The organism is Pseudomonadota bacterium, assembly GCA_039028935.1.
In the GTDB taxonomy this organism is placed as follows: domain Bacteria; phylum Pseudomonadota; class Gammaproteobacteria; order Steroidobacterales; family SZUA-146; genus SZUA-146.
Genome location: JBCCHD010000016.1, coordinates 11,433 through 34,425 on the forward strand (window position 1 = coordinate 11,433; position 22,993 = coordinate 34,425).

At 53.4% G+C, this 22,993-nt stretch carries 19 protein-coding genes; 11 read left to right on the forward strand and 8 right to left on the reverse strand.

Features of this window, described 5'->3' with window-relative positions:
• Positions 1–241 precede the first annotated feature (241 nt).
• Positions 242–4,819 carry a thrombospondin type 3 repeat-containing protein gene (locus AAF465_09470; GenBank protein MEM7082951.1) on the forward strand — a complete coding sequence of 1,526 codons (4,578 nt, stop codon included), beginning with the start codon at positions 242–244 and terminating at the stop codon, positions 4,817–4,819.
• Between the two features lie 835 nt (positions 4,820–5,654).
• Positions 5,655–6,770 carry a PQQ-dependent sugar dehydrogenase gene (locus AAF465_09475; GenBank protein ID MEM7082952.1) on the forward strand — a complete coding sequence of 372 codons (1,116 nt, stop codon included), beginning with the start codon at positions 5,655–5,657 and terminating at the stop codon, positions 6,768–6,770.
• A gap of 101 nt (positions 6,771–6,871) precedes the next feature.
• On the opposite strand, the gene AAF465_09480 is transcribed toward AAF465_09475, so the two are convergent.
• The 5 genes from AAF465_09480 to AAF465_09500 form a co-directional block, all read right to left on the reverse strand.
• Complete coding sequence (locus AAF465_09480; GenBank protein MEM7082953.1) at positions 6,872–7,477, reverse strand: hypothetical protein; 606 nt, start codon at positions 7,475–7,477, stop codon at positions 6,872–6,874.
• Positions 7,478–7,484: 7 nt separating this feature from the next.
• A complete protein-coding gene (locus AAF465_09485) occupies positions 7,485–8,594 on the reverse strand; it encodes an MBL fold metallo-hydrolase (protein ID MEM7082954.1) in 1,110 nt (369 codons plus the stop codon).
• A gap of 190 nt (positions 8,595–8,784) precedes the next feature.
• Positions 8,785–9,600 carry a siderophore-interacting protein gene (locus AAF465_09490; protein ID MEM7082955.1) on the reverse strand — a complete coding sequence of 272 codons (816 nt, stop codon included), beginning with the start codon at positions 9,598–9,600 and terminating at the stop codon, positions 8,785–8,787.
• Positions 9,601–9,849: 249 nt separating this feature from the next.
• On the reverse strand, positions 9,850–10,764 hold the full coding sequence (locus tag AAF465_09495; GenBank protein MEM7082956.1) for an SUMF1/EgtB/PvdO family nonheme iron enzyme: 915 nt from the start codon (positions 10,762–10,764) through the stop codon (positions 9,850–9,852).
• Between the two features lie 148 nt (positions 10,765–10,912).
• A complete protein-coding gene (locus AAF465_09500; GenBank protein MEM7082957.1) occupies positions 10,913–11,425 on the reverse strand; it encodes a DUF695 domain-containing protein in 513 nt (170 codons plus the stop codon).
• A 147-nt stretch (positions 11,426–11,572) separates the two neighbouring features.
• On the opposite strand from AAF465_09500, the gene AAF465_09505 reads away from it, so the two are divergent.
• The 8 genes from AAF465_09505 (at position 11,573) to AAF465_09540 (ending at position 19,980) form a co-directional block, all read left to right on the forward strand.
• Complete coding sequence (locus AAF465_09505) at positions 11,573–12,454, forward strand: alpha/beta hydrolase (protein MEM7082958.1); 882 nt, start codon at positions 11,573–11,575, stop codon at positions 12,452–12,454.
• Positions 12,455–12,924: 470 nt separating this feature from the next.
• Positions 12,925–13,773 (forward strand): thrombospondin type 3 repeat-containing protein, encoded by an 849-nt coding sequence (locus AAF465_09510; protein ID MEM7082959.1) that lies wholly within the window; start codon positions 12,925–12,927, stop codon positions 13,771–13,773.
• 384 nt (positions 13,774–14,157) lie between these two features.
• A complete protein-coding gene (locus AAF465_09515; protein MEM7082960.1) occupies positions 14,158–14,886 on the forward strand; it encodes a crotonase/enoyl-CoA hydratase family protein in 729 nt (242 codons plus the stop codon).
• A 113-nt stretch (positions 14,887–14,999) separates the two neighbouring features.
• Positions 15,000–15,929, forward strand: a complete 930-nt coding sequence (locus AAF465_09520; GenBank protein ID MEM7082961.1) for a dienelactone hydrolase family protein — start codon at positions 15,000–15,002, stop codon at positions 15,927–15,929.
• A 258-nt stretch (positions 15,930–16,187) separates the two neighbouring features.
• Complete coding sequence (locus AAF465_09525; protein ID MEM7082962.1) at positions 16,188–17,633, forward strand: cryptochrome/photolyase family protein; 1,446 nt, start codon at positions 16,188–16,190, stop codon at positions 17,631–17,633.
• Positions 17,630–18,172, forward strand: a complete 543-nt coding sequence (locus AAF465_09530) for a hypothetical protein (protein MEM7082963.1) — start codon at positions 17,630–17,632, stop codon at positions 18,170–18,172. Before AAF465_09525 ends, AAF465_09530 begins: the two co-directional genes overlap by 4 nt.
• 97 nt (positions 18,173–18,269) lie before the next feature.
• Positions 18,270–18,659, forward strand: a complete 390-nt coding sequence (locus AAF465_09535) for a DUF423 domain-containing protein (protein ID MEM7082964.1) — start codon at positions 18,270–18,272, stop codon at positions 18,657–18,659.
• A 214-nt stretch (positions 18,660–18,873) separates the two neighbouring features.
• Positions 18,874–19,980, forward strand: a complete 1,107-nt coding sequence (locus AAF465_09540) for a UDP-N-acetylmuramate dehydrogenase (protein ID MEM7082965.1) — start codon at positions 18,874–18,876, stop codon at positions 19,978–19,980.
• A gap of 89 nt (positions 19,981–20,069) precedes the next feature.
• Here the strand turns inward: AAF465_09540 and AAF465_09545 are convergent, their stop codons facing one another.
• The 3 genes from AAF465_09545 to AAF465_09555 all read right to left on the reverse strand — a co-directional run bounded on the left by AAF465_09545 (position 20,070) and on the right by AAF465_09555 (position 21,851).
• Positions 20,070–20,921 (reverse strand): sterol desaturase family protein, encoded by an 852-nt coding sequence (locus tag AAF465_09545; protein MEM7082966.1) that lies wholly within the window; start codon positions 20,919–20,921, stop codon positions 20,070–20,072.
• Positions 20,921–21,478 carry a TetR family transcriptional regulator gene (locus AAF465_09550; GenBank protein ID MEM7082967.1) on the reverse strand — a complete coding sequence of 186 codons (558 nt, stop codon included), beginning with the start codon at positions 21,476–21,478 and terminating at the stop codon, positions 20,921–20,923. The genes AAF465_09545 and AAF465_09550 overlap by 1 nt, the downstream gene beginning before the upstream one ends.
• Positions 21,479–21,686: 208 nt before the next feature.
• The gene (locus AAF465_09555; GenBank protein ID MEM7082968.1) at positions 21,687–21,851 is read right to left on the reverse strand and encodes a hypothetical protein; all 165 of its coding nucleotides are present in this window, start codon (positions 21,849–21,851) and stop codon (positions 21,687–21,689) included.
• On the opposite strand from AAF465_09555, the gene AAF465_09560 reads away from it, so the two are divergent.
• Positions 21,844–22,986: a serine hydrolase domain-containing protein gene (locus AAF465_09560; protein MEM7082969.1), complete on the forward strand. Its 1,143-nt coding sequence runs from the start codon at positions 21,844–21,846 to the stop codon at positions 22,984–22,986. The genes AAF465_09555 and AAF465_09560 overlap by 8 nt on opposite strands.
• Positions 22,987–22,993 lie beyond the last annotated feature (7 nt).

Consider the following 22,993-nt stretch of genomic DNA (forward strand, 5'->3'; position numbering starts at 1 on the left):
CATGTAGGGCTCATAACGGCTCAGTTAAATCTAATCAAAATAGTGGGGAATCAAAATGTATACCAAGGCCAATCGAGGTCGGTTCACGGATGACGGCGTTGTTGCACGCCTGGCTTTTATTTGTGGTCTGATTTTTTGTTTACTGCCTGTCAGTACTTCTTTCGCAGATGCCAATTCATCAGAACCCGTTGCAGTCAGCTGTAGCACCGACGTAACGAACGTTGACGCTGTGAATCGGGGCGTGGACGACCAAAATAGGGGTACTGCGCAGACCAACGCTTGTCCAACCGCCGACGCCGGATATAGTTTGCCGATCAATTTGGGCGTTCCCGCGACTCTTAATGCCAGCCGCTCAAGTGACATTGATGGCGACGCACTGAGTTTTCAGTGGACTATGCTCAAGCGCCCGAGTGGCAGTTTGGCCGCGGTTGCTGATGCGTCGGCCCTTATTACCTCGTTTACACCCGATCTGGCGGGTGACTATGTGTTGCGCCTAGAGAGTTTTGACGAGCGTGGCGGTTACGCATCAGATGATATTCGATTCTCGACGAAAAACTCCTTGCCTGTCGCCATTGCGAATAGTTTTACGACGGCGCAGTTAGATCAGATGATGCGCTTCGACGCCAGTTTTTCGTTTGATGCCGACAGTGACAACCTAAGCTATCGATGGTCGCTACTTGAGTCGCCGCAAGGCAGTGAGCTCGCCTTGCGTGGAACAGACAGCCCTTACCTGTCGTTAACACCAGATGCGCGTGGTGCTTACGCGTTAGAGCTCACAGTGTCTGATCAGTACGGTAGCAGCGATCCATTACGTATTGAGTTCGATACCGAAAACGCGGCGCCGATTGCAAACATTAAAAACACTCGGCGTGTTGCACCCTTTTCCAAAATCATGCTGGACGCTGGTCGTTCGCTTGACAAAAACAACGACACGCTGCGTTATCACTGGGCGGTGCTGTATTCGCCTCCAGGACAGAACGCATCGATCATCGATAGCGATATCACGCAGTCAGAACTGAGCCTCGGCGCTGAAGGCGACTATCTGGTTCAGCTGGTGGTTGATGACGGTGTTGCACTCAGTGCGCCGGCGACCATGCACATTGAAGTGACGCGTAACGTGTTAACAGACATCGATGTTCGTGAATTTGTCGCGCGCGCTGGCATTGCTGGCGGTGATGATGCCGATGGCGACGGTGTTGTCGATGAGCTCGATAACTGCGTCAATGTCGCCAACGCGCCTCAGCGCGACACGGACGGCGATGGTATCGGTAACTTCTGTGATCCGGATCTAAACAACGACGGTATCGTCAACTTCATCGACATTTCCACTTGGACTGGGTTCTTTCTCTCCAATGATCCGGACAGCGATTTTAACGGAGATGGAGTCGTCAACTTCATCGACTTTGTGATCATCACGCAGGCGTTTCTAGAGCCTCCTGGTCCTCCGGGAACGATTGTGTGGGTCAGCTTGGTTGACGGTAATTTCAATGACCGCCTGAACTGGCAGCCGCAGGTCGTGCCGACAGCGGGCACCACGGCGATTATCGATCCGGGTGTCGCGGTCACGGCATCTCAAAGCGGCGGCGACATTACGGTGAAGAACCTCGTCGTAAACGAAACCTTAACCACCTCTTCGACAGCTATTACCGCTACTTCTGCCATCGAGCTTGGTGGTGTTATGAACATGGCGAGTGGATCGTTAAACAGCACTGCCATCGTGCCATCGCTAGCGGGCGTGGGTCAGCTTAATGTGACGGGTGCTCCGACATGGACGGCGAGTACCATTGGTGTTGATGCGACGATTATGAATAGCTCCAATATCAACGTGACCGACGGACTAACCGTTAACGGCATGATAACAATTGATGCCCCAGCCAGTCCCACGGGCCTTGTTTTTACAAACAACCAGTCTGTAGGCGGAACCGGCAGCATTGTGTTCAATGGTGTGGTCAATGGTGTGATTACCGAGCCCAGGCTATTTCCGCTCAACGGTACGATCGTGACGTTTGATTCGTCACTCACTATACGCGGCGGTAAAGGCACTATTGGACAGTCAAATGCCTCTGTGATTTTGAACGGCCCCGTCATTGCCGACATTGCCAGTCAATCCATTCAAGTAAATGGCAATCCGTGGTCGGGCTCGAGCACCTTGTCAGCAATTAACGGCGGTGGTTTGATTCTTGCCGGTAACTTCGACAATGGCGCTGGAACCATCAATCTGGATACCGCTAATGGGACACTGGGATTAGCCTCTAGCGCGGCGTTGAGAAACGCTACCATCGTGGGCAGCCTGGGCACCAATATGGCCACGCTGGGTGGTATCTCTACTTTCGAAAACTTGAGCTACACAGGTGACGTATCGCTTTCTAACGCACATAACATCAATGTGATTGGTGATCTGAACTTCAACGGCACGGCGACCATTACGGCACCGGCTTCGCCCACGGGTTTCATTTTCAATACCGATTCAACCGTTTCAGGAAACGCTACGTTCGTTTTTGACAGTGTTATAAACGGCGTCATCACAGAGCCGCGTTTGTTCCCGGCGAACAGTACCGTGCTAACCCTGAATGACACTGTGACTGTTCGCGGCTCCAAGGGCACCATTGGTCAGTCAAGTGCAGGACTGATTTTGTTAGGTGATGTGATTGCCGAGGTGGACAGCGAGTCAATCCGAATCATTGGCAGCACTCTTGAAATGTGGTCCGGTGGCCCCGACACGGAGTTAACCGCGACTAATGGTGGTGGCATCGAGCTACAAGGAACGCTCGACAACGCTGGGCAAACTGTCGAAATCGATACGAGCGATGGCAGCTTCACCCTGCTTGGAAACGCTAGGCTTCGAAACGCGGTGTTCAACGGCACGGCGGGCACTTTGATGGTTATGCAAAACGCCACGCTTCTCGACAACATGCAGTTCAACCACGACCTGCAGCACTTTAATGCCAGCAATACCACGGTCGAGAATGGCTTGACCCTCAACGGTACTGCCACCATTGTTTCAACGGCCTCGCCGACCGGTTACATCTTTAGTGGTAGTCAAACCGTTTCGGGTAACGCCACGTTTGTGTTCGACAGCGAGGTTAACACCGTCATTACAGAACCACGGTTGTTTCCTTCGAATAACACCGTACTGACGCTTGATGATATGGTTACCGTGCGTGGTACCAAAGGCACGATTGGTCAGCTGAGTGCTGGTGTTGTATTGTTGGGAGACGTTATCGCCGATCAAACAGACGAGTCGATCCGTATTATCGGAAGCACTCTCCAAACCTGGTCAGGTGGTGCCGATACGGAGTTAACCGCGACTAACGGTGGCGGCATTGAGCTGCAAGGCACGCTCGACAACGCCGGGCAAACCGTCGAGATCGACGCGGCTAATGGCAGCTTCACCTTGCTATCAAGCGGCAGGCTTCGAAATGCGGTATTCAACGGCACGGCCGGCACTTTGATGGTCGCGCAAAACAGCACTATTTTCGACAACATGCAGTTCAATCACGACCTGCAGCAGTTCAACAGCACCTCTACCTCCGTAGAGAATGGCCTGACCCTCAACGGCACCGCGACCATTACTTCAACAGCCTCGCCGACCGGCTATACCTTCAGTGGCAGTCAATCGGTGTCGGGCAATGCCACGTTTGTCTTTGACAGCGCGGGCAACACCGTCATAACAGAACCTCGTTTACTTCCAAGTAATAGTAGTGTGCTAACCATCGAGAACACCGTCACCGTTCGCGGTACCAAAGGCACGATTGGTCAAGGCAATGCGTTTGTGAATATGAACGGGACGGTGTCGGCTGACAGCGGTCAGAACATCCGCATTACCGGCTTCTCTTGGACCGGAACCGGTACATTGGAATCGAGTAACGGCGGTGGCATAGAGATGCAAGGCATTTTCGATAACGCTGATCAAACGCTCAATGTTGACACAGCAGGTAACGGTTGGACTCTGCTTGCCAATGCAAGCATACGCAACGCGACGATTGTTGCTACGGCTGGCAGTGAAATGGAGCTGCTTGGGAATACATCTTTCCAAAACGCCAATGTGACGGCTGATCTACGCTTGAATAACGCTGTCATCACAACCGTGACCGATGGCTTAACCTTCAATGGTACCGCCACGATTGTTGCGCCAAACTCACCGACGGGCTTTCAGCTAAATGGCACTCAAACCGTTGATGGTAATGCCACGTTCGTTTACGACGGCACTGGAAATACCGTCATATCTGAGCCGCGCTTTAACATCGGCAATGGGTCGCTCTTAACCCTGGGTAGTAATGTGGTGATTACAGGTAATCAGTACTCAGTCGGTCAGAACGGCTCCGGTCGAATCATTAGCAACGGTTCGATTTTCGCTGACGGTGGTACCGCACAGATAAATGCTGTCAGTGGCTTTGATATTCCGTTTGTCAACAATGGTACTGTCGGTGCCATAAATGGTGGTCGAATCGAGCTTCCTACTGCCACGAACAATTCCTTCGACTCGCCCGGAACCATGCGCATTGGTCCGGGGGCCGTGATTGATACCAATGGCCAGGAATTTATTTATGAGGCAAGCGGGAACGTGGAGATCGAAATCGATTCGACGGGGCCGGGGGTTCTTGTAACTGGGGCAGACGACAATTCCTTTAACGGGACCTTAACCGTCAGCGCAGTGAACGGTTTCGCTCCGGCTGTCGGAAATAGTTTCATTATCATTACTCAAACTGATATTGCCGCTAATACGTTTGGCACCGTTGTATCGAATGGATTGGGTGCTGGTGAGAGCTTCGATATTTCGTACAACATGTCCAGCGTAACGGCCACGGTAACGAACTAGGCACAGGGGGCTCGACGGACAAATCGACCTTTGGTTTTTCACAGGGAGAGATCAACCGAAGGACCGATCTGTGAGAAGTGGCTCTGGAAATTCCAGAGCCACTTTTTTTTGCCAAATGGGTGAAGAGGAGTTCGCTCCCGATACGCTAAATCCTGAAGATACCAACGACATAGAAATCGAATGATTCGGTGCGTTCGCGTAATGGCGCGCCAACAGAATCGAGTTCATAGTCTGTGTTCGCAGTCGCCACACATTCGTGAACGACCGATCGGTTCAGTTCTGCTCCAACAACGCGATGTCTCTTGCTAGCGATCCAGGCGAGGTCGATGGACTTTCCGCACAACGGGACGAAAACACGGCTGCTCGCTTCGAGTTCCATGAGTGAAAGAGGGTGCGCGAGGTACGAATGCGCGTCCGATGCGTAAAACGCGATCTCATTCGTTTCCCATCGGTTATAACAATATTCTGCATCCATATTCTGGCGCTCACGTAAGACTCTACGCCCTCTCTGTTATCTTGTTTTGCGGGTAGATTCACGTGGGTCCGGTCGTTGCGTTCTTCGCAGAAAGATCCCGCTTCTTAAGCGCCTGTGTTTGAGCGCAAGGTCAACTGAGTTAGCATCACTCATAGCGCCCTACGATCGCTCTAAGTAGGGTCGGACCACAATGCGTTAGGGAACTCGCGCGCGTAACGTCGGGTCGAAAACGAATCCCAACTGAGTTCGGGTAGTCGAAAACTACGTAGTACTTCAAATTTTCGGTTCGATTGCGAATTTTCGAGTAGACTTTCCTACACGTAAATCATCCTAAATCCCTGATTGTCATGAGGAGTAGCCATGAAGGCTCTGTTTAATTCACCACTCAACGCTTTTCGCTACCTGGCTATGGCCCTGCTCGTGCCGTTTTCACTGGCGCTCAAAGCCGATGACCACATCGCCGCCACCAAGGTGGCTACCGACATTCAGATTCCGTGGGGTATGGTGCAGCTGACCGATGGGCAACTGTTGGTGACGGAACGCACGGGCACCCTGTATCGCGTGGATACGGATTCGGGTAAGTCCACCAAGATTTCTGGCATACCGAAGATTAAATCCACCCGACAGGGCGGCTTCCTCGATCTGGAATTGCATCCGGATTATGCGAAGAACGGCTGGATCTATATGAGTTACACGAGTCCAGAAGGGGAAGGTGACGGCAATAACACGACGATCAGTCGCGCCAAACTAAAAGACGATGCGTTGGTGGATGTTGAGATGCTGTATCGCACCTCACCAAACTCAGAACGCCCGTTTCATTATGGCAGTCGATTGGAATTTGATAACGACGGTTATTTGTATTTCACGGTGGGCGATCGAGGTCAACGAGATGAGTTTCCTCAGGATACGACCGTTGATGCCGGCAAGGTCTATCGCATTCATGATGATGGTCGAATTCCCAAAGACAACCCCTTTGTCGATGGCGCTAAGCCGGCGATTTTCTCCTACGGTCACCGCAACCCACAAGGTATGGCGCTGAATCCCGAGACGGGTTCGATCTGGGTGAACGAACACGGCCCGAAGGGCGGAGATGAAATCAATGTGATCGCCAAAGGACTCAACTATGGCTGGCCCGTCATCAGCTATGGCGTGAACTACAGTGGCACCAAGTTTACCGACATCACTGAGAAAGAAGGCATGGAGCAACCCGCGCATCAGTGGACGCCGTCGATGGCGCCCTCGGGTATGGTGTTTGTCACCAGCGACAAGTATCCGGAGTGGCAAGGGAAGGCGCTGGTGGGTTCATTGAAGTTCGCCTACATTGAGCTTGTGACCTACGACGGCGACACGGTCACTAAAGTCGAGAAAGTAATGGAAGGCATTGGTCGGGTGCGCAACATTCGGCAAATGGCCGATGGTTATATCTATGTGGGTCTTGACGGCCAAGGCGTGGTTCGACTCGAACCTCAGTCCTGATCCGGTTTCGGTATCGTTGACGATCGAGTTAATTGTTCGTGAATCAACCGGCGTGCTGTGTAGGGTATGCGCGTTGTGATTGTTGAGGATCTAATCCACTTTTACTCTTGATTCGCAATGGCACACGCTCGAAACGCTTCTGCCCAGGCCCGAAATCGATGTCGTTTGTTGGGCCGATAGGTGGTCTCAATCAAGCGCTCGCCGGAGCTCGTGATGAACACCATTGGGATGGGTTCGTTCTGCGTAAAGCGATAAATTAACTCGTCGGCATCTGATCCGTAGAACCAAAAGCCTGAAAAGGCCTGCAACGGCTCGGTGCTGCTCGCCCACTTCGCCACTTCTTCTGCTTTTTTCTCTTTGCCATCAAGTCGCATGACGGCGAGTTGATCCTGCGGTTCTTTTTTTACTTGAGACCAAATTTTTATACCGAAAATAGCCTCGCCGATGCGGTAGCGATCAGCGTCGCGCGAATGAGTTTGGGCAAAAATATGGATCATCACGTTTGTGTAGTCTGTACCCAGCAGAAAGCCTTTGGCGGCATCGTCACCGGCGGTGCCCAATTGGTAATTTTGAGTTAACAGGCACTTGCTATTGTCGATGCGGAACCGCCAGTCATACCAACGCGGTGGCTGGTCGCTTGCCCACGAAGCCGAACAAGAAAGTGAGGCCGTAGCCACTATTATCACTATGTGAAAGATCTTATTCATTGCCCACTCACCGATCGGGTTTGTTTTTCCACCATGGCTGATTTACGACGTGCTCGCCCAAGGTTAACGTTTGCCCGATAACGGGCGTCGCAATCGCCACGTCATTTTTTGCTGCCGCGCTCGTAGCACGTTTGATCGGGTCATCCCACGTGTGCGCCGCGATACTAAATGAACCCCAATGAATGGGCAGAAGCAGTTTGCTGTTGAGTTCTTGGTTCACCTGCACTGTTTGCTCTGGGAACATATGCACATCCGCCCAATCTCGGTCGTACTGCCCGCATTCGACCATGGCCAAATCGAAAGGCCCGTATCGCTCGCCAATTTTTTTGAATGTGGGCGTGTAGCCGGAGTCGCCGCTAAAGAACAGTCGTGCATTGGGGCTGACAATGACCCACGATGCCCAAAGCGTCGTGTCGCGGTCGTTGAAGCCGCGGCCCGAGAAGTGTTTGGCTGGCGTGGCCGTTAATTCCAGCTCATCGAAGGTGGCGGTCTGCCACCAGTCGAGCTCAACGATTTTTTCTGGTTCAACACCCCACACGTGCAAATGGGCGCCTACGCCCAGCGGCACAAAGAACTTGAGCGTGCGGTCTTTTAGTTTGGATATGGAGCGGTAGTCGAGATGATCGTAGTGGTCGTGCGAGATTACGATCGCATCAAGTTCAGGAATTTTGTCGATGTCGAGCGGCAACTTGGGATTAAAGCGCTTGCCGGTCAGCCATGGCAGAGGGGCGGGCACACTGCCGAGCATGGGGTCGATAAACAGACGCTTGCCCGCGGTCTCGAGCAACACCGCGGAATGACCAAACCAGGTGAGCCGTGTTTGATCGGGTGGTGCGTCGAATTCGTCGGGTTGACGCGCCACCACGGGAAGCGTCCAGTCCGGCGTTCGATTGGGTGAGCTGTAGTAGCGGCGCATGGTGCTAAAACCCACTGAGTCGCTCAGCGGGCCCTCAAGGTTTGCGAATACCTCTCCATTAAAATGTGGCGATTGATCGCTTGCCTGAGCGCTGAACGTTTTGTCCCGTGCGCCAAACTGCGGCGAGAGCCAGACGAAAAAAAGGCCAAACACAATAAGCGCGAGCACACCGGTGCCCAGCAGTTTGGCAACGAGTTTCATGAGCTTTTTCAACAGCGCATTCTCTCTATGAGGTATGACAAGAACGACTCAAGCCCGACTATACACTCAATGTTTTGGAAATAGCGTGTTGAGCCGCGCGTTGGTCGAGCACCCATCAACGCCTCGATGCGCGTGGATTGGTTGTTTAGCTGACGAGCGTCAGCTTGAATCCATGTAATCGAGCGACCCGTCAACCACCTTGACGTTTAAATTGTTGATGCTGATCTTCGATCAAGCCGATTTTCCAGTAGCCTGAAATATAGGCGTCTTTTTTAGGTACACCTCTTTCACTCATTAAAAACTGGCGCAGCGATTTAATGACACCTGACTCGCCGGCGATGCAGGTCTGCACTCGCCCGTGTGGCCAGTCAATCGAACGCAACAGGTTTTCTTGCGCGGTCGACGGAACATGCGGGTTGGGATGAACGAGCCAATGCATCTCGATGCCCGCTGGTGCGTCGATCGTTTGCTTGTCCTCAATCGATGTCACTTCAAATACGGCGATGCCTTTCGCTTCTCGCGGCATGGCCTCGAGCGTGGCGGCCACAACGGGAATCGCCGACGGATCAGCGGCAAGGAGATACCAGTCGGCTGAGAATTCGGTCACTTTGGCCGTACTGGGTCCGGCAAAGCCTAGAAAGTCGCCCGGCTTGGCATGCGTGGCCCAGCGGCTGGCCGGCCCATTGTCTCCATGCGCGACAAAGTCGATCGTCAGTTCTTGTGACGCCTCATCAAAGCGACGCACGGTGTAGGTTCGTTTGGTCAACGAGGTGCCCTCTGCCAAGCGCTTTTCAAACTCGGCATGGCTTTCTGACGGTTCGGGCAACATCAATTTGCAATTTCCACCGTCTCGTCCGGCCGGTATGCCCGCCAGTTCAGGGCCGGCAAACACCACGCGGATCATGTTTGGCGTGAGATACCCGACTTCTTTAACGAAAAGAACCCGTGGACCGGGTCGTTTTACGACGCGGCGAGCAATGTCTAAAGCGGCTGATTTTATTCGCATTTTTGGTTTTTCCACTGATAATTAAATTGTAAGACCGTCCCTCTTTGACCCGCTAGATGAGAATAGTTCGCATTTAAATTCAGATTGTGGTGAATGATCCGGATTGACCTGTTGGTCGGGTGGGCGCGGTCCCGCACCGTGCATCGGCAGGGTCACGAATAGATCGGTGTTCGTGGCGGCGTGGACGGCCGACCATCCGCATAAGTTGATGTGCCAGTCGCGGCCTCAGATTGCGGCCATTCGCGAGGATTAGTCCCGAATCAGCACCAGCCGAAAGCCGATGTCGTCCTTGCGCTGATGGGCGTTTGCTCGATTTCGAAGCGCTGAGCGCGCAAAATTCTCAATGTCGCCGTATCCACCGCCGCGAAAGCCTCGCCGGCCACAGTCTCCATCGAGCCAAGCCTCTCCTTGAATGGGGGCCTCCTTATAGTGGGTATTCCAGCAGTCCTCCACCCATTCCCATACGTTGCCGTACAGGTCGTACACACCCCATGGGTTGGCCTGAAAGTGCGCGACCGGCGACGTGCGGGTGAACCCATCGTCACACTGAACGACGGAGAAGCTCGGGTAGTCTTTCAGGGCACTTTGATCGGCGACATTCGCGTGATGGCAGAAGGCACTGTTTTCGAGATCAAAATAATGTGTCTGTGTTGATCCCGCCCGGGCGGCGTACTCCCACTCGGCTTCAGTGGGTAACCGAAAGGTCGCATCACGGCGTTGGTTGAGCCACCGAATGAAGGCCTTGGCATCGTGCCAACTCACGCAGGTGACCGGGTGGTTGTCCGTTTGCTCAAAGCCCGGGGCGCGCCAGCTGAGATTATCGCTTTGTTTCCAGCCGTCATGGAAATACCAGCAGTCACTGGCCGTAGAGTGGTTTGACTGACTGGCGAACTCTTTAAAAAGGCGTCGCGTCACTTCCGTTTGCATAAGCCAAAATTCGGCCACGCGCACCAATCGCGTTGGTCGTTCATCATTTTGGCCGACGCCTGGTTGGCTGCCCATCACATACTCGCCGGCCGGAATACGAACAAATGTGCCCACACCGGCCACCGTCTTGAGGTGCTCCGTTTCTTGGGGGTCGGGCTCCGCAGCCAACGTAGAACCGTGAGAGCAGTACGCGCTCAGCAGCAGAAAGACGATGAAACGACAGGTGGATGCAGACACAGATTTTATCGCTTTAATCATTGGATTCTCAGCGTATCGGTTATAACGTGATCGGTTGGTGATGCAATTCGGCGCGAATCGATCAGTCTGTCTATCGGCGATGTTCAAAGGCCGGATACGGCAGTGCGTCGCTGAGTAACTCCGACCTTCAATGCGTCGCGTCTTCGCGGATTGCCTTGAAGTAATACTGAGATTTTTCCCAACCGGTATCGGTTTCCATGCGGTAGTCGAATGGGCGTGGATGCCGATGGTGATCGATTAGGTAGCACAAATGTTGATTGGCAATCTCCGGGTCGTAGACCATCCATACCATACGGCGCGTTTTGTTCCAGGTTTCGCGAACTAAAAACAATGCGTTGCCACCTGCTTTGATGTCGTTGTCCAGTTGATCGCAAAACGGATCCACGATGGCTCGCTCTTCCTCCGAGGGCATGCCGTTGTCGACAATCTCCTCATTCTTAAAATCAATGATGACCGACAGATGCCACTGAAAGATCTCACGATGCTCAAAATCCATCAGTCCGGAGTTGACCATGGCGATGCACGGTAGGTCATCCATTTTGTATTCCATGAGCGTCCACGATTCCTCTGGCAAGACAATCCTTACCTCGTTTTCTTTGAGATCGCGCTCTTTTTTCTTGCCAAACAGTCGCCTTAGCATGCTCGGTCCGCCTGATGTGAGAACGGCGTGATGCCGTTGCTGATGGAAAGCTAACAGTGGAAAGTATGCCATAGCTCACAAAGTCAGAATCAATCCCCTCGGGCTGTGACCCTTGATGCTTTAAATTGATACACTCCCTGCGAAGTGATGAAAAACCAAGTCTATCTGTTTGCGAACGCATTTATGGCCGTCATCGTGCTGCTGTCGAGCGGCTGCGCGTCGAATGATCGGCCAGCGCTTTCTGGTCACGTTGTGGCAACGCTCAATGTGCCGTACGTCGAGGGTATCGATGACCATCAGCGCTCGCTCGACATTTATCAGTCGGCAGAGTCGGCATCGAACGCGCCGGTACACGTGTATGTGCATGGCGGGGCTTGGACTCGCGGCGATAAATCTAACCTGAGCCCTCAACAAATCGAGGCGTATATCGATCACGGCGTGGTGTTGGTGAGCATCAATTACCGTCTTGGTCCCGCGCATCGGTTTCCGGCGAACAGTCAGGACTTGGTCGACGCGAGCATTTGGTTAAAAAACAATATTGATCAGTTTGGTGGCGATCCCACTCGCATGGTGCTGTCGGGCCACTCAGCGGGTGCGCATTTAACCGCATTGTTCGCAGTGGGTACACCGTCCGCGCCGGCGCCGAATTCAGACACGTTTTATCGCGCCGTTTTTTCGGTGGATACTGCGCTCTATGACATGACGCGCGACTTCGAAGCGCGTGGGTTAGTGCTGCGGTGGTTGCTCAAGCAGAAGCGCCTGGTGTTTGGCGAGGATAAACAGGCGCAGGCGTTGGCGTCGCCGTTACATCAAATACGTCCATCACGATCGTATAGCGACTTTTACTTGTATGTCACCGAAACCCGACCAGAGGCTGTGGAGCAGCTGTGGCAGTTTGAAAAAGCACTTAGCGAGCACGGCCATGTTGTGCAGGCGCAGGTGATTCCGAAGCTAACGCATTTTCAAATGAAAGCGGCGTTGTTTACACCGGGACATCGTATTTTCGAAGATGTTATGGCGGCGTTTTAGTTGAAGCCAAACCGAAGCACAGTTTTGCGAGGTCATTGTCGACTGTGTATGGCCGCCAGTCATTTTAAGTCAAACTCGCTCCCCTCAATCCAATATTCGCACATGTCGATGCAAACAGTGTAGCGTACCGGGTCGGTTTCGTTGTGTGGGGAAGCGATCTAGCGACGGCTTGCGTGCAGCGGTTTGTGTGGTGTTGTCGAACGAAGTAAAAAACACACCACGCTATTTGGTATGCCCACGGTAGTTCAATGGAGTCGATTCCAACGCGTTGTTGAGTGAGTCTAGGTCTAGATGCCAAGTAAGCCGCTTCTTCAGTTGCAGGAATCGAAATCACTAGACACATCAAATGAATAGCGAAAACTAAACGACTCGCGATAAGAAAATACTGAAAAAGTGACCGCAATCATCGTAAGCCTATTGCGGATTTAAACCCGCCGTCGATTTGCTAGTCTAGTGTGATGGCGCAAGACATGGATAATCGGTTGCTCGTTATCGCGCTTCTGACTGCGCTGGCCGTGCCTGTGTCTGTGAGCCAGGCCGACATCATAAGCTTTTCCGGTTCACTTGATCTGGTGCTTGTCAACGAGGGCGATGGTGCGTTCGCGCCAGCATCTTTGGGTTCATCGGTCAGTGGGTTCATCGACGATCAAACGTTTAATGGCCAGATTACGGTGGACGGCATGACAGAGTCGTTTGGGTGTTGCATTGCTGCGGGCGGTTTAGAGCTTTCAAATGACGTTGCCCTCGATGCCGACACAGCGGCGTTGCTGAACCAGCTGGATCAAAGCCAACAGTTTATGAGTGGTGAACGGGTGGATGGCGTTGATATTGAGGGCGATATGTTTTTGAGCAACGGCAACCGCCTTGAGGTCGGCGTTTCATACTTGCTCGATTCGAATGCCTTCGACAGTGAGGATCCATCGGGCTACCCGTTTGATCCAGCCGCTATTCGTATCGCGTTGTTCTTTATTCTTGAGGAAGACGGCAACAATGATATTTATGATGCGCTTGGACAATTCACACCCGTTCAGGATGCCGATAACGACGGCGTGAACGACAACGCGGATAACTGCACGCTCATTGTGAACCCAGCACAACTTGACACCAATCTCGACGGCTTCGGCAACGCATGCGACCCCGATCTCGACAACAACAACGTCGTTAACTTTATCGACATTGGTCTGTTTGCCAATGCGTTTGGAAGCGTGGGCTCAGGCGATGCGGACATCAATGGCGACGGTGTGGTTAATTTTCTGGATTTCGCTGTGTTCCCGAATTTTATTTTTGAAGCGCCTGGACCAAGTGGCTTAGTGCCTTAGCGTTGCCCAATCGGGGCAACCGGCGTTGATCCGCGGTCAATACCCAGCCACTAAACGGCGACATTCGAGTAGTTGGTGTGCCATTTCGAATCCGGTTCGTGCCATGTACGGAATGAGCCGCGCATTGAGCCGACGCAGACCCATTCGTGAAAGCCAGGTCTTAGTTTTGAGGGTCAAGACATCGAGATAGCCGTCCAGAGCGTTTTCCCTGATTGGCTGAGCGCCAAACACCTCATCGTCCGAACAGGTGTAACGCACTGTTTAAAATCACAATTAATTTGATTTTGTTTGAGCTTCAGCGCCTTTTCTGTCTCAAAGATGCCGCCGATCGTTTCCGGCAATGATCTTTTGTGCACTCGCACAAAACTCGCTACACTGCGCCACATGAGCAATGAATTTATTCAATACGAATTAAACGACGGTATCGCCACCATTACGATCGATGACGGTAAGCGCAATGCGCTGTCGCCGGCCGTTCTAGCGGAACTGCACCATGCCTTTGAACGCGCGGCACTCGACAACGCGGCGGTCATTTTGACCGGGCGAGAAGGGGTTTTTTCGGCCGGCTTTGATCTCAAGGTGATGGGACGCGGCGGCAAACACGCCATCGGTATGCTGGGCGCAGGCTACGCTCTGCCGGCAAAGGTCATGGCCCACCCTAAGCCGGTCATTGTTGCCTGTAATGGACACAGCTTTGCGATGGGCGTGTTTCTGATGCTCTCGGCAGACTACGTCATTGGCTCCCGCGGCGACTTTAAAATCTCCGCGAACGAAGTGGCGATTGGCATGACGATGCCGCGTGTCGCGGCCGCCATGCTCAAACACAAGCTGACGCCATCGGCGTATCAGCGCGCGGTCACCCTGGCGGAGCAGTTTGACGTCGATTCTGCCAAAGCGGCTGGCTTTTTTGATGAAGTGGTTGAGCCCCACGAGTTGATGGAGCGCGCGACTGCCTTAGCGAATAATTTGCTGCAACTCGACGATCATTCCCACAAGGTGTCTAAGCGCCGGATTCGCCGTAAGCTGATCTGGCAAACACGGTTGAGCATTCCATTGGATCTGGCGGATGCGGCATTGATTGGTTTTCGTCGAGCGAAAGCCAAAAAGGCCTGAGCTGTAACGCACGGTGGATCGAGGGCGCCTTTTTGCCAAGCACGAGTCGATGCGGTAAAAAAGAAGTCTTCGCGTTCTAAACGCGCCAGCCTCTTCCGCTCAAGGACTGAACCATGCAGCCATCGAACTCCGGCCAAGCGCCCACCCCCCAACTCGACGAATCTAAACACGAGCAGATCGAAGTCGATCCCCGCATCTACGATCTATACGACGAATTTTGCCATTCGGGTATGGACCGACGAACGTTCTTGTCGCGCGTCGCCGCGCTGGGCATCGTCGGCGGCTTAGCGATGGCTACGTCTTTGTTGCCGCGTTACGCCGAAGCCGCCATGATCAAGTTTACCGACCCACGTATTAAGGCCACGTATGTGGACTACGATTCGCCGGGAGGCAACTCCGGGACGATGCGCGGTTACTTGGTGAAGCCAGAGGGTGCCGGGCCGTTTCCGGCGGTGCTGGTGATTCACGAAAATCGCGGGCTCAATCCGCACATTGAAGACGTTGCTCGCCGAGCGGCGGTCGAGGGTTTTCTCGCCTTTGCACCTGACGGTCTGTCACCGGTGGGGGGTTATCCTGGCAATGATGAGGATGGCAAGATTTTGCAGAGAAGTCTTGATCGAGAGAAGCTGTTCATTGATCTGATGAACGGCGCTAAATTTGTGAAAGACCACGAGTTATCAACCGGTAAGCTCGGCGCCACCGGTTTCTGTTATGGCGGGGGTGTAACCAATGCGCTGGCTGTCCATATGGGCGAAGACTTGCACGCCGGCGTTCCCTTCTATGGTGCAGCGGCCAAGTCAGAGGATGTCGATCGCATTCAGGCGCCGCTATTGATTCAATACGCCGAAGACGACAAACGCATCAACGCCATGAAAGAGCCCTATGAGACGGCGCTCTCGGATGCGGGCAAGGCCTTCGAGAGTTATGTGTATCCCGGCACCCGCCACGGTTTTCATAACAACTCCACGCCTCGTTACAACGAGACACAAGCCAACATTGCCTGGGAACGCACGATCGGGCATTTTCGGAAGCATTTGCGCTAAGGGTTGCTCGCTCGTCTTTGAGACCGATAGGAATCCGGCTTTTCGCTGTCCGTCGTGCCGGATAAACGGAGCGAGAGGGCACTAAGAGCGACGGAAAAATGTCTCTGTCTGGTCGTATTCGGTTCGGCCCGAACACGGTTCAGCGCGGTTCACGTGGTGGCGCTAGCGTTTTTTTGTCGCATTCACCCACACTTTACCTGCGAGCGCTATGCTTCGTTATCCGACCAAGCTTGAATCCGGGCGTGACGATTCGACACCATGACTGACGCGACACTTGTCTATCCACACCAGCTTTTTTCTAGCCATCCGGCGCTAGCAAAAAAGCGCTGCGTGTTCGTAATCGAAGAACCTCTCATCCTCACGCACAATCCGGTACACGTTCAGCGCTTAATGCTCCACAAGCTAAGTATGGATGCGTATGAGAAGAGGCTCAAAAATGATGGCTACACGGTGCAGCGCTTGTCACTACTCGATCATTCGAGTACGGAGGCGATCTTCGAAACGCTCCGCCATCACCAAATCAATACTGTTCATGTGTGCGATACGGTTGATGATTATCTTGAACAGGCGCTTGGCGCATCGGGGCTCAACCGAGTCTGGTATGAGACGCCGCTCTTTCTGTTGGGCAAAGAAGAGGCTTGCGCGCGTTACGTGGATGCCAAGCGGTTTATGGCGAGCTTCTATAAGAAACTGCGGGTCGACCACAACATTCTATTAAATGGCGACCAGTCGCCCGTTGGGGGTAGATGGAGTTTCGATGAAGACAATCGCAAGAAGCTGCCGAAGAAAATTGAGTTGCCCGACGATTTGACCCCCGTTGACGACAAGCTCGTGTCGGAGGCGGCGGCATGGGCCAATACTGTCTCAGCGGAGCAGTACGGCGGCCATGATTTTTGGTTGCCCTATACGCACGACAGCGCTGACTCGTTTTTGCAGGCCTTTTTGCGTGAACGCTTTGCCACTTTCGGGCCTTACGAAGATGCGTTGACAACCCGGCACACGCGGTTGTTTCATTCGGCGCTGTCGCCGTTGATGAATGTTGGCCTGTTAACGCCACAACAGGTGATCGAAGCGGCGTTAGACTACGCGGCGCAAAACGATACGCCGCTTAACTCACTCGAGGGCTTTGTGCGTCAGATTTTGGGCTGGCGAGAATTTATTCGCGCCGCATATGAGTGCGACGGTCGGCAGATGCGGACCCAAAACTTTTGGGGCCATACTCGCGTGTTGCGCGATACGTTCTGGACGGGCGACACAGGCGTCATGCCGCTGGATACCTCGATTCAGCGCGCGCTTAAGTATGGCTATACGCATCATATTGAACGATTGATGGTGCTGGGTAACTTTATGTTGCTTACCGAAATTGATCCCGATGACGTGTACCGTTGGTTTATGGGGCTGTATGTCGATGCCTATGACTGGGTCATGGTGCCCAATGTGTATGGCATGAGCCAGTTTGCCGATGGCGGTGGGTTTGCCACCAAACCGTATATTTCCGGCAGTAATTATCTAAAGAAGATGTCGGACTACCCAAAAGGCGAATGGGAGGACGTTTGGACCGGGCTGTACTGGCACTTTATTCACACTCATATTGAATTCTTCAAATCCAATCACCGATTGTCGATGATGCCGCGTTTGCTTGAGAAGATGGACGCGGCCAAGAAAGCCCGGCATTTTGAATTGGCTCAAGCCTATTTGTCGTGAGCGAGGGTGTAATCGATACGGCGCGGTTCGACAAATATCTGTTTCTGGCCGATCGCGAGTTGAATATCATCTCGGTGTTCGATGACATCCGCTATGACCGCGCTGATCCGGACATTCTGTCGATCGGCATGCGGCGCCACGTCATCAAACAACTCGCCAAACAGAATTTTAAACAAGTAAGCGGCAGAGTATTACAACAGGCTTCAACCCACGTTCGCTGTTTGATACCAAAGTTTCATGCCTTCGGCGTATCGCCATTTGACGCGGTTCGCTATGAGTCCAAACGCGAAGACGATTACTACGTACTCACACCGACACAAACGGCGTGTCAATTTCTGAACCACTACCCGCTGAACGACGCGATTGGCCGTATCGAAACACTGATTGCCAAGCAGCCCATCAATGTTCTGCGTATGCTCGATTTTTCCAGTTCACCATATGCGGATGAGAACTTCGTGCGCGCGATCGAGCACTTTATGTATGTCCAGCGTGATGCCGTTTCGCGTGAACCACTCAACCTTATGCGCCCATTGGGGTGATGTGCGGCGTGATGCGACAGAATGTTTATCGACGAAGAGGCTGGTCCTCGTGTAAATTCATCGCCATGACTCACCCACGCTGTCAGAGAGGCCTATAGTGAATAAGATTGCCGTGATCACCGCCATGTTGGGTTTTTTGGCGGTTCTACTCGGCGCGTTCGGCGCGCATGGCTTGCAGGATGTGTTGAGCGTCGACGATCTCGACATTTGGCAAACCGCTAATCAGTACCATTTCTATCATGTGCTTGCGCTGTTGGTAGTGATTATTCTTTGGCAACGGGCTCCACAAAACCGCCTTTGGTTTTGGACTGGTCTGTGTTTTATTTTCGGCATCGCTATTTTTTCCGGCAGCCTGTATTTGCTGGCCGTCACAGGCTTGCGCTGGCTTGGTGCAATTACTCCTGTGGGTGGCACGTTATTCTTGGTAGCCTGGCTTTTGCTGGCCTACGGTTGTTTGCGTTTGAAGCCCGATGAGTCGATGCGCTGAGAGAGCGGTGGTGTGTTGAATGCGTCAACCCTTACCGACCGAATAACTGTTCGGCCACGCGCGCGATGTATCCACTTCAGCTAATCATTCCGGTCGTCGCTTTGTTACACAGAAGCCCCTCGTTCTGGCATACCCCACTGTCCGCAGACAGGTCGCTGAGAAATAGGTAAACTCAGCCGGCGTAATGACGACGCAACGGAAGAGCAATAGGCGCATGGGCAAGCCGGACATCATCCAAGAAAATGTACCGCTCGGTCCGCTGACCACGCTAAAGGTTGGCGGACCGGCTCGCTATTTTGCGGCGTGTAAAGACGAGGCTGCGCTTGTTGCGGTGCTGCGATGGGCAGCGCGCCAAGCGCTATCCGTGTTTGTGCTTGGGGGCGGGAGTAACGTGCTCATCGACGATGCTGGATTCGATGGCATCGTCATTCAATGCGCGATGTCGTCAGTGCGTTTTCAGACGCATGATGGCCACACCGTTGTCAATGCCGACGCCGGAGTGAACTGGGATTCGCTGGTCGAACGGTGCGTTAACGCCAAGTTGGCGGGTATCGAGTGTTTGAGTGGCATACCCGGTATGGTTGGCGCCGCGCCCGTGCAGAATATCGGTGCCTATGGTCAGGAAGTCGTGGATACCATTGTGTCGGTAACCGGCATTGATGCGAGCACCTACGAGCGCCACTGTCTATCAGCCGCCGAGTGTCGATTCAACTATCGGACCAGTGTGTTTAAGACAGACTGGCGGACATTTATCGTCACTGGCGTCGCGTTTAAACTCACGCATGCGGACGCGGGCTCGGTGACGTATCCAGATCTTAAACAACAGCTGAATATCGCCGCCTCATCGTCCGCGCCTACCCTGGCCGAGACACGTCGTGCGGTGCTAACTATCCGGGCAAAGAAGTCGATGGTGTTGTCAGACGACGACCCCAATCGCCGAAGTGTGGGGTCGTTCTTTGTTAATCCGGTTATAAGTCAAGACGACTTCGAACAACTGAGTCTGACGGTGCGCAAGCTTGGCATCGATCGAGACATTCCCTCGTTTCCAATGGATGAGCACACGGTGAAAGTGCCCGCTGCTTGGTTGATCGAGCAGGCTGGGTTTGAACGTGGTCACACCGAGGGTTCGGTTGGAATTTCGACAAAACACTCGCTTGCTATCATCAACCAAGGTGATGCAAATGCTAAGGATATATTGCGGTTTGCCGCGCAGATAAAAATGACTGTCTTGGCCAAGTTTGGAATCGACTTAGTTCCCGAGCCCGTTTTGCTTGTAGGGACCGAACTGGGGCAGCGGGCCACTGTGACGTATAGCGAATAGCGCTGGGCATTGAGGCCGTACCACTTATCGGAATGAACACCATGTCGCACGAACGGCATCAGTGCGTGTCTTGCTACCGCGTTGCGGCCTCAAGGATCGGATTTTGGCTCCCAATCTGGCCGACCAAATACCCGTTTCACACTTTCACCGAAGCTCTGCGAGTTCACGACATCACGGCAAAACTTCGGAAGTTCGGAAAACCATACGCTGAGCGGGTTGACGCTGTTGTAATCGCGCTTTAGTCCATAGCGCGGCGTTTCTTCCTCCGCCTGATAAGTGCCAAACAGTCGATCCCAAATTATCAAAATGCCGCCGTAGTTTTTGTCGATGTATTTGTCGTCGCAGCCATGATGGACGCGATGATTGGACGGCGTATTTAGAATACCTTCAAGCGGCCCCAGTCGGCCGATCAGTTCGGTGTGTAGCCAGGTTTGATACGCGAGCACCACAATGATGCTGAAAAACACAAGCTCCGCCGGGAAGCCGATAAAGACCAGCGGCAGGTGGAAGAGCGCGGACGCGATGCCCTCAAACGGTCCGAATCGAATGGCGACCGTGATATTCATAAAGCGAGAGGAGTGATGCACCGCATGTTGTGTCCAGAGCACTCGGGTGACATGTGCAAGGCGATGTTCCCAATAGTAGATAAAGTCTGACGCGATGAGCGCGACGATGGCGGTGCCAGTGGTAATGGGAAGCGACCACATAACGAGGTTGTCGCTGATGTACACATAGCCTGCATAGGCGAAGGTCAATAACACCACTTCGACCACCAGATACGGTAATTGGGTCGACACGCTGGCGACCATATCCAATACGCCCTTTTTTTGTAGCTTGCCGCGAAACAGCGCGTTGAGTAGTTCGATCGCTAGAATCGCCGCGCCAATGACGAAGAAGGCGCCATCAATTTCGTTGGCGAGTGCTTCAATTTCTGAATACATTATCGGTTGTCTCCTAACCCTGCGGTTAACGTTCGCCAGGCGAGTTCAGCGGCTTGATTGGGTGTAATGGATTCGAGGCGAACCGATTCCCAGGCGGCATAGATCAGATGCTCGAAGGTCTGTAGGATCCAGTCCGTCGGCACAGAGGGGTCAAATAGGCGTTCCTGTTTGGCCCCTTCGATCATCTCGCGTGTCTCGGCATCCTGGCGTTTGTACTCCATTGCCAGTTCACTGTTTTCATTCACCGGCTGCAGCGCGAGAAAGCCATGGCGGTCGCCAAGCGGAATGAGCACTTCCAGCGTGCGGTGTATCGCTTCGGCGTGCGATTCAAGACCTTCGCAGGCGTGTTCGACCGCCTCGTCTGTTTCGGAGATCGCCAAGTGGGCGAGCTGGGTGATAAGGGAATCGCGCGTCGAGAAGTGCCGGTGCAGCGTGGCGCGCCCCACCCCCGATTGGCGAACGACATCGGCCAGCGGTGCGCTGGGGTCGCGGCTAAAAACGGTGAAAGCGGCCTCGATAATCGCGTCACGGGCACTGAGTTTGTGTGTTGATTTCATGAGACAATAATGTCTCATATGAGGCATAAATGTCAACACCTATATAAAACAGCAAGATACGTTTGACTATTCGGTGGAGACTGCTCGCGGAGAGCCCAAACGCCCGTCTTACGGATTGGTTTTGGCACTGTTCCACCAGGATCCCACACACTGGGTGAGAGACAGTGGCGCCGGTTGATTGCCGTTTAGAGGCCAAAAACGGTTACGTTTAGCTATTGAACGACGGGGAAACGCCAATAAACTGGCGATCGTCGTCGTCGTCGTCGTCGTCGTCGTCGTCGTCGTCGTCGTCGTCGTCGTCGTCGTCACTCCCGAGTCGTGTGATCGGAGACTGATTCGTTTGCCTTGTTCTGAGTGGAGGCTTAATGCTCAATTTGAATTCAAATCGCATAGGGTGGGCGGTGGTTTGTGTGGTGTTGCTGCCGGCATGTGGCTCAACAGCACCTGCTCGACTGCCCGATGCGTCGTTGTATCGGGCTGATTTGACTGAAATCGTGTCGTCTACAGCAGCCACCGGTGCCGTCATGGTGATCGATGCACCAGGCATTGTCGACGATCGTGTGATCAGCGCGGGTGTCACGGGCGACGGTCGTAACATGACAAGCGCCACGCCGGTGCGCGTTGCGAGCGTGACGAAAACCTATGTTGCCGCTGCGCTGTTACGGCTAGACGAGACCGGACAGCTCGATCTTGATGAACCGATCGGTGGATTACTGTCGAGTGATTCGCTTGAACAACTCAAGAACGGTGGACACGACGGCGACCGAATTACCGTTCGTCACTTGATTACCCATACGGCGGGTTTGCCCGATCATGTGAGTGAACAGTACCTACGCGCAATCATCGAGGATCCCTCTCGACACTGGACGCGTGATGAACAGATTGCCATGCTCGCATCCGGTCTCAACCCGGTTGGTGCGATTGGGGAGAAATTCCACTATTCCGATACCGGTTATATTCTGCTTGGAGAAGTCATTGAACGACGTACCGGTCAGGCCTTGCCAGATGTCGTGCGGACACTTCTGAAGTTCGATACGTTGGGTCTTGAGAATACGTGGTGGGAGCTACTTGAAACCGCTCCAAACGATGCGCCCAAGCGTGCTCGACAGACCTTCAATAACATGGATGTTACTGACTGGAGCGCGACGGTCGATCTGTTCGGGGGCGGAGGACTGGTGGCTAGCGCGGACGATATGCGTGTCTTTTTTGCCTCCTTGTTCGACGGTGCCGTGTTTGATCAAGTCGAGACCCTGGAATCGATGCTGTCGTCGGAGGGGCTGCCGCACGATAGTCCTTATCGTTTGGGACTGTTTGAATACGACGTAGACGGCGTAACGCTCTATGAGCATGGCGGCTTTTGGGGCACAAATGTGCTCCATGTGCCGTCGCTCGAACTGACGGTGTCGGCTGTCGTGTTGGATCAATCCGGGTACGCATCCTTACGCTCGCTGATGCATAAAGTGGTGACTGATTACGTTCGGGGTCAAGCTGAATCAATAAACGAGTGACGTGCTT

Bases quoted from the DNA above. Each gene is read 5' to 3' on its own strand.
- AAF465_09560 (MEM7082969.1), top strand. From the start codon at position 21,844: ATGCTCAATTTGAATTCAAATCGCATAGGGTGGGCGGTGGTTTGTGTG.
- AAF465_09515 (MEM7082960.1), top strand. From the start codon at position 14,158: ATGAGCAATGAATTTATTCAATACGAATTAAACGACGGTATCGCCACC.
- AAF465_09505 (MEM7082958.1), top strand. From the start codon at position 11,573: ATGAAAAACCAAGTCTATCTGTTTGCGAACGCATTTATGGCCGTCATC.
- AAF465_09525 (MEM7082962.1), top strand. From the start codon at position 16,188: ATGACTGACGCGACACTTGTCTATCCACACCAGCTTTTTTCTAGCCAT.
- AAF465_09510 (MEM7082959.1), top strand. From the start codon at position 12,925: ATGGATAATCGGTTGCTCGTTATCGCGCTTCTGACTGCGCTGGCCGTG.
- AAF465_09540 (MEM7082965.1), top strand. From the start codon at position 18,874: ATGGGCAAGCCGGACATCATCCAAGAAAATGTACCGCTCGGTCCGCTG.
- AAF465_09490 (MEM7082955.1), bottom strand. From the start codon at position 9,600: ATGCGAATAAAATCAGCCGCTTTAGACATTGCTCGCCGCGTCGTAAAA.
- AAF465_09500 (MEM7082957.1), bottom strand. From the start codon at position 11,425: ATGCTAAGGCGACTGTTTGGCAAGAAAAAAGAGCGCGATCTCAAAGAA.
- AAF465_09520 (MEM7082961.1), top strand. From the start codon at position 15,000: ATGCAGCCATCGAACTCCGGCCAAGCGCCCACCCCCCAACTCGACGAA.
- AAF465_09475 (MEM7082952.1), top strand. From the start codon at position 5,655: ATGAAGGCTCTGTTTAATTCACCACTCAACGCTTTTCGCTACCTGGCT.
- AAF465_09545 (MEM7082966.1), bottom strand. From the start codon at position 20,921: ATGTATTCAGAAATTGAAGCACTCGCCAACGAAATTGATGGCGCCTTC.
- AAF465_09485 (MEM7082954.1), bottom strand. From the start codon at position 8,594: ATGAAACTCGTTGCCAAACTGCTGGGCACCGGTGTGCTCGCGCTTATT.
- AAF465_09550 (MEM7082967.1), bottom strand. From the start codon at position 21,478: ATGAAATCAACACACAAACTCAGTGCCCGTGACGCGATTATCGAGGCC.
- AAF465_09480 (MEM7082953.1), bottom strand. From the start codon at position 7,477: ATGAATAAGATCTTTCACATAGTGATAATAGTGGCTACGGCCTCACTT.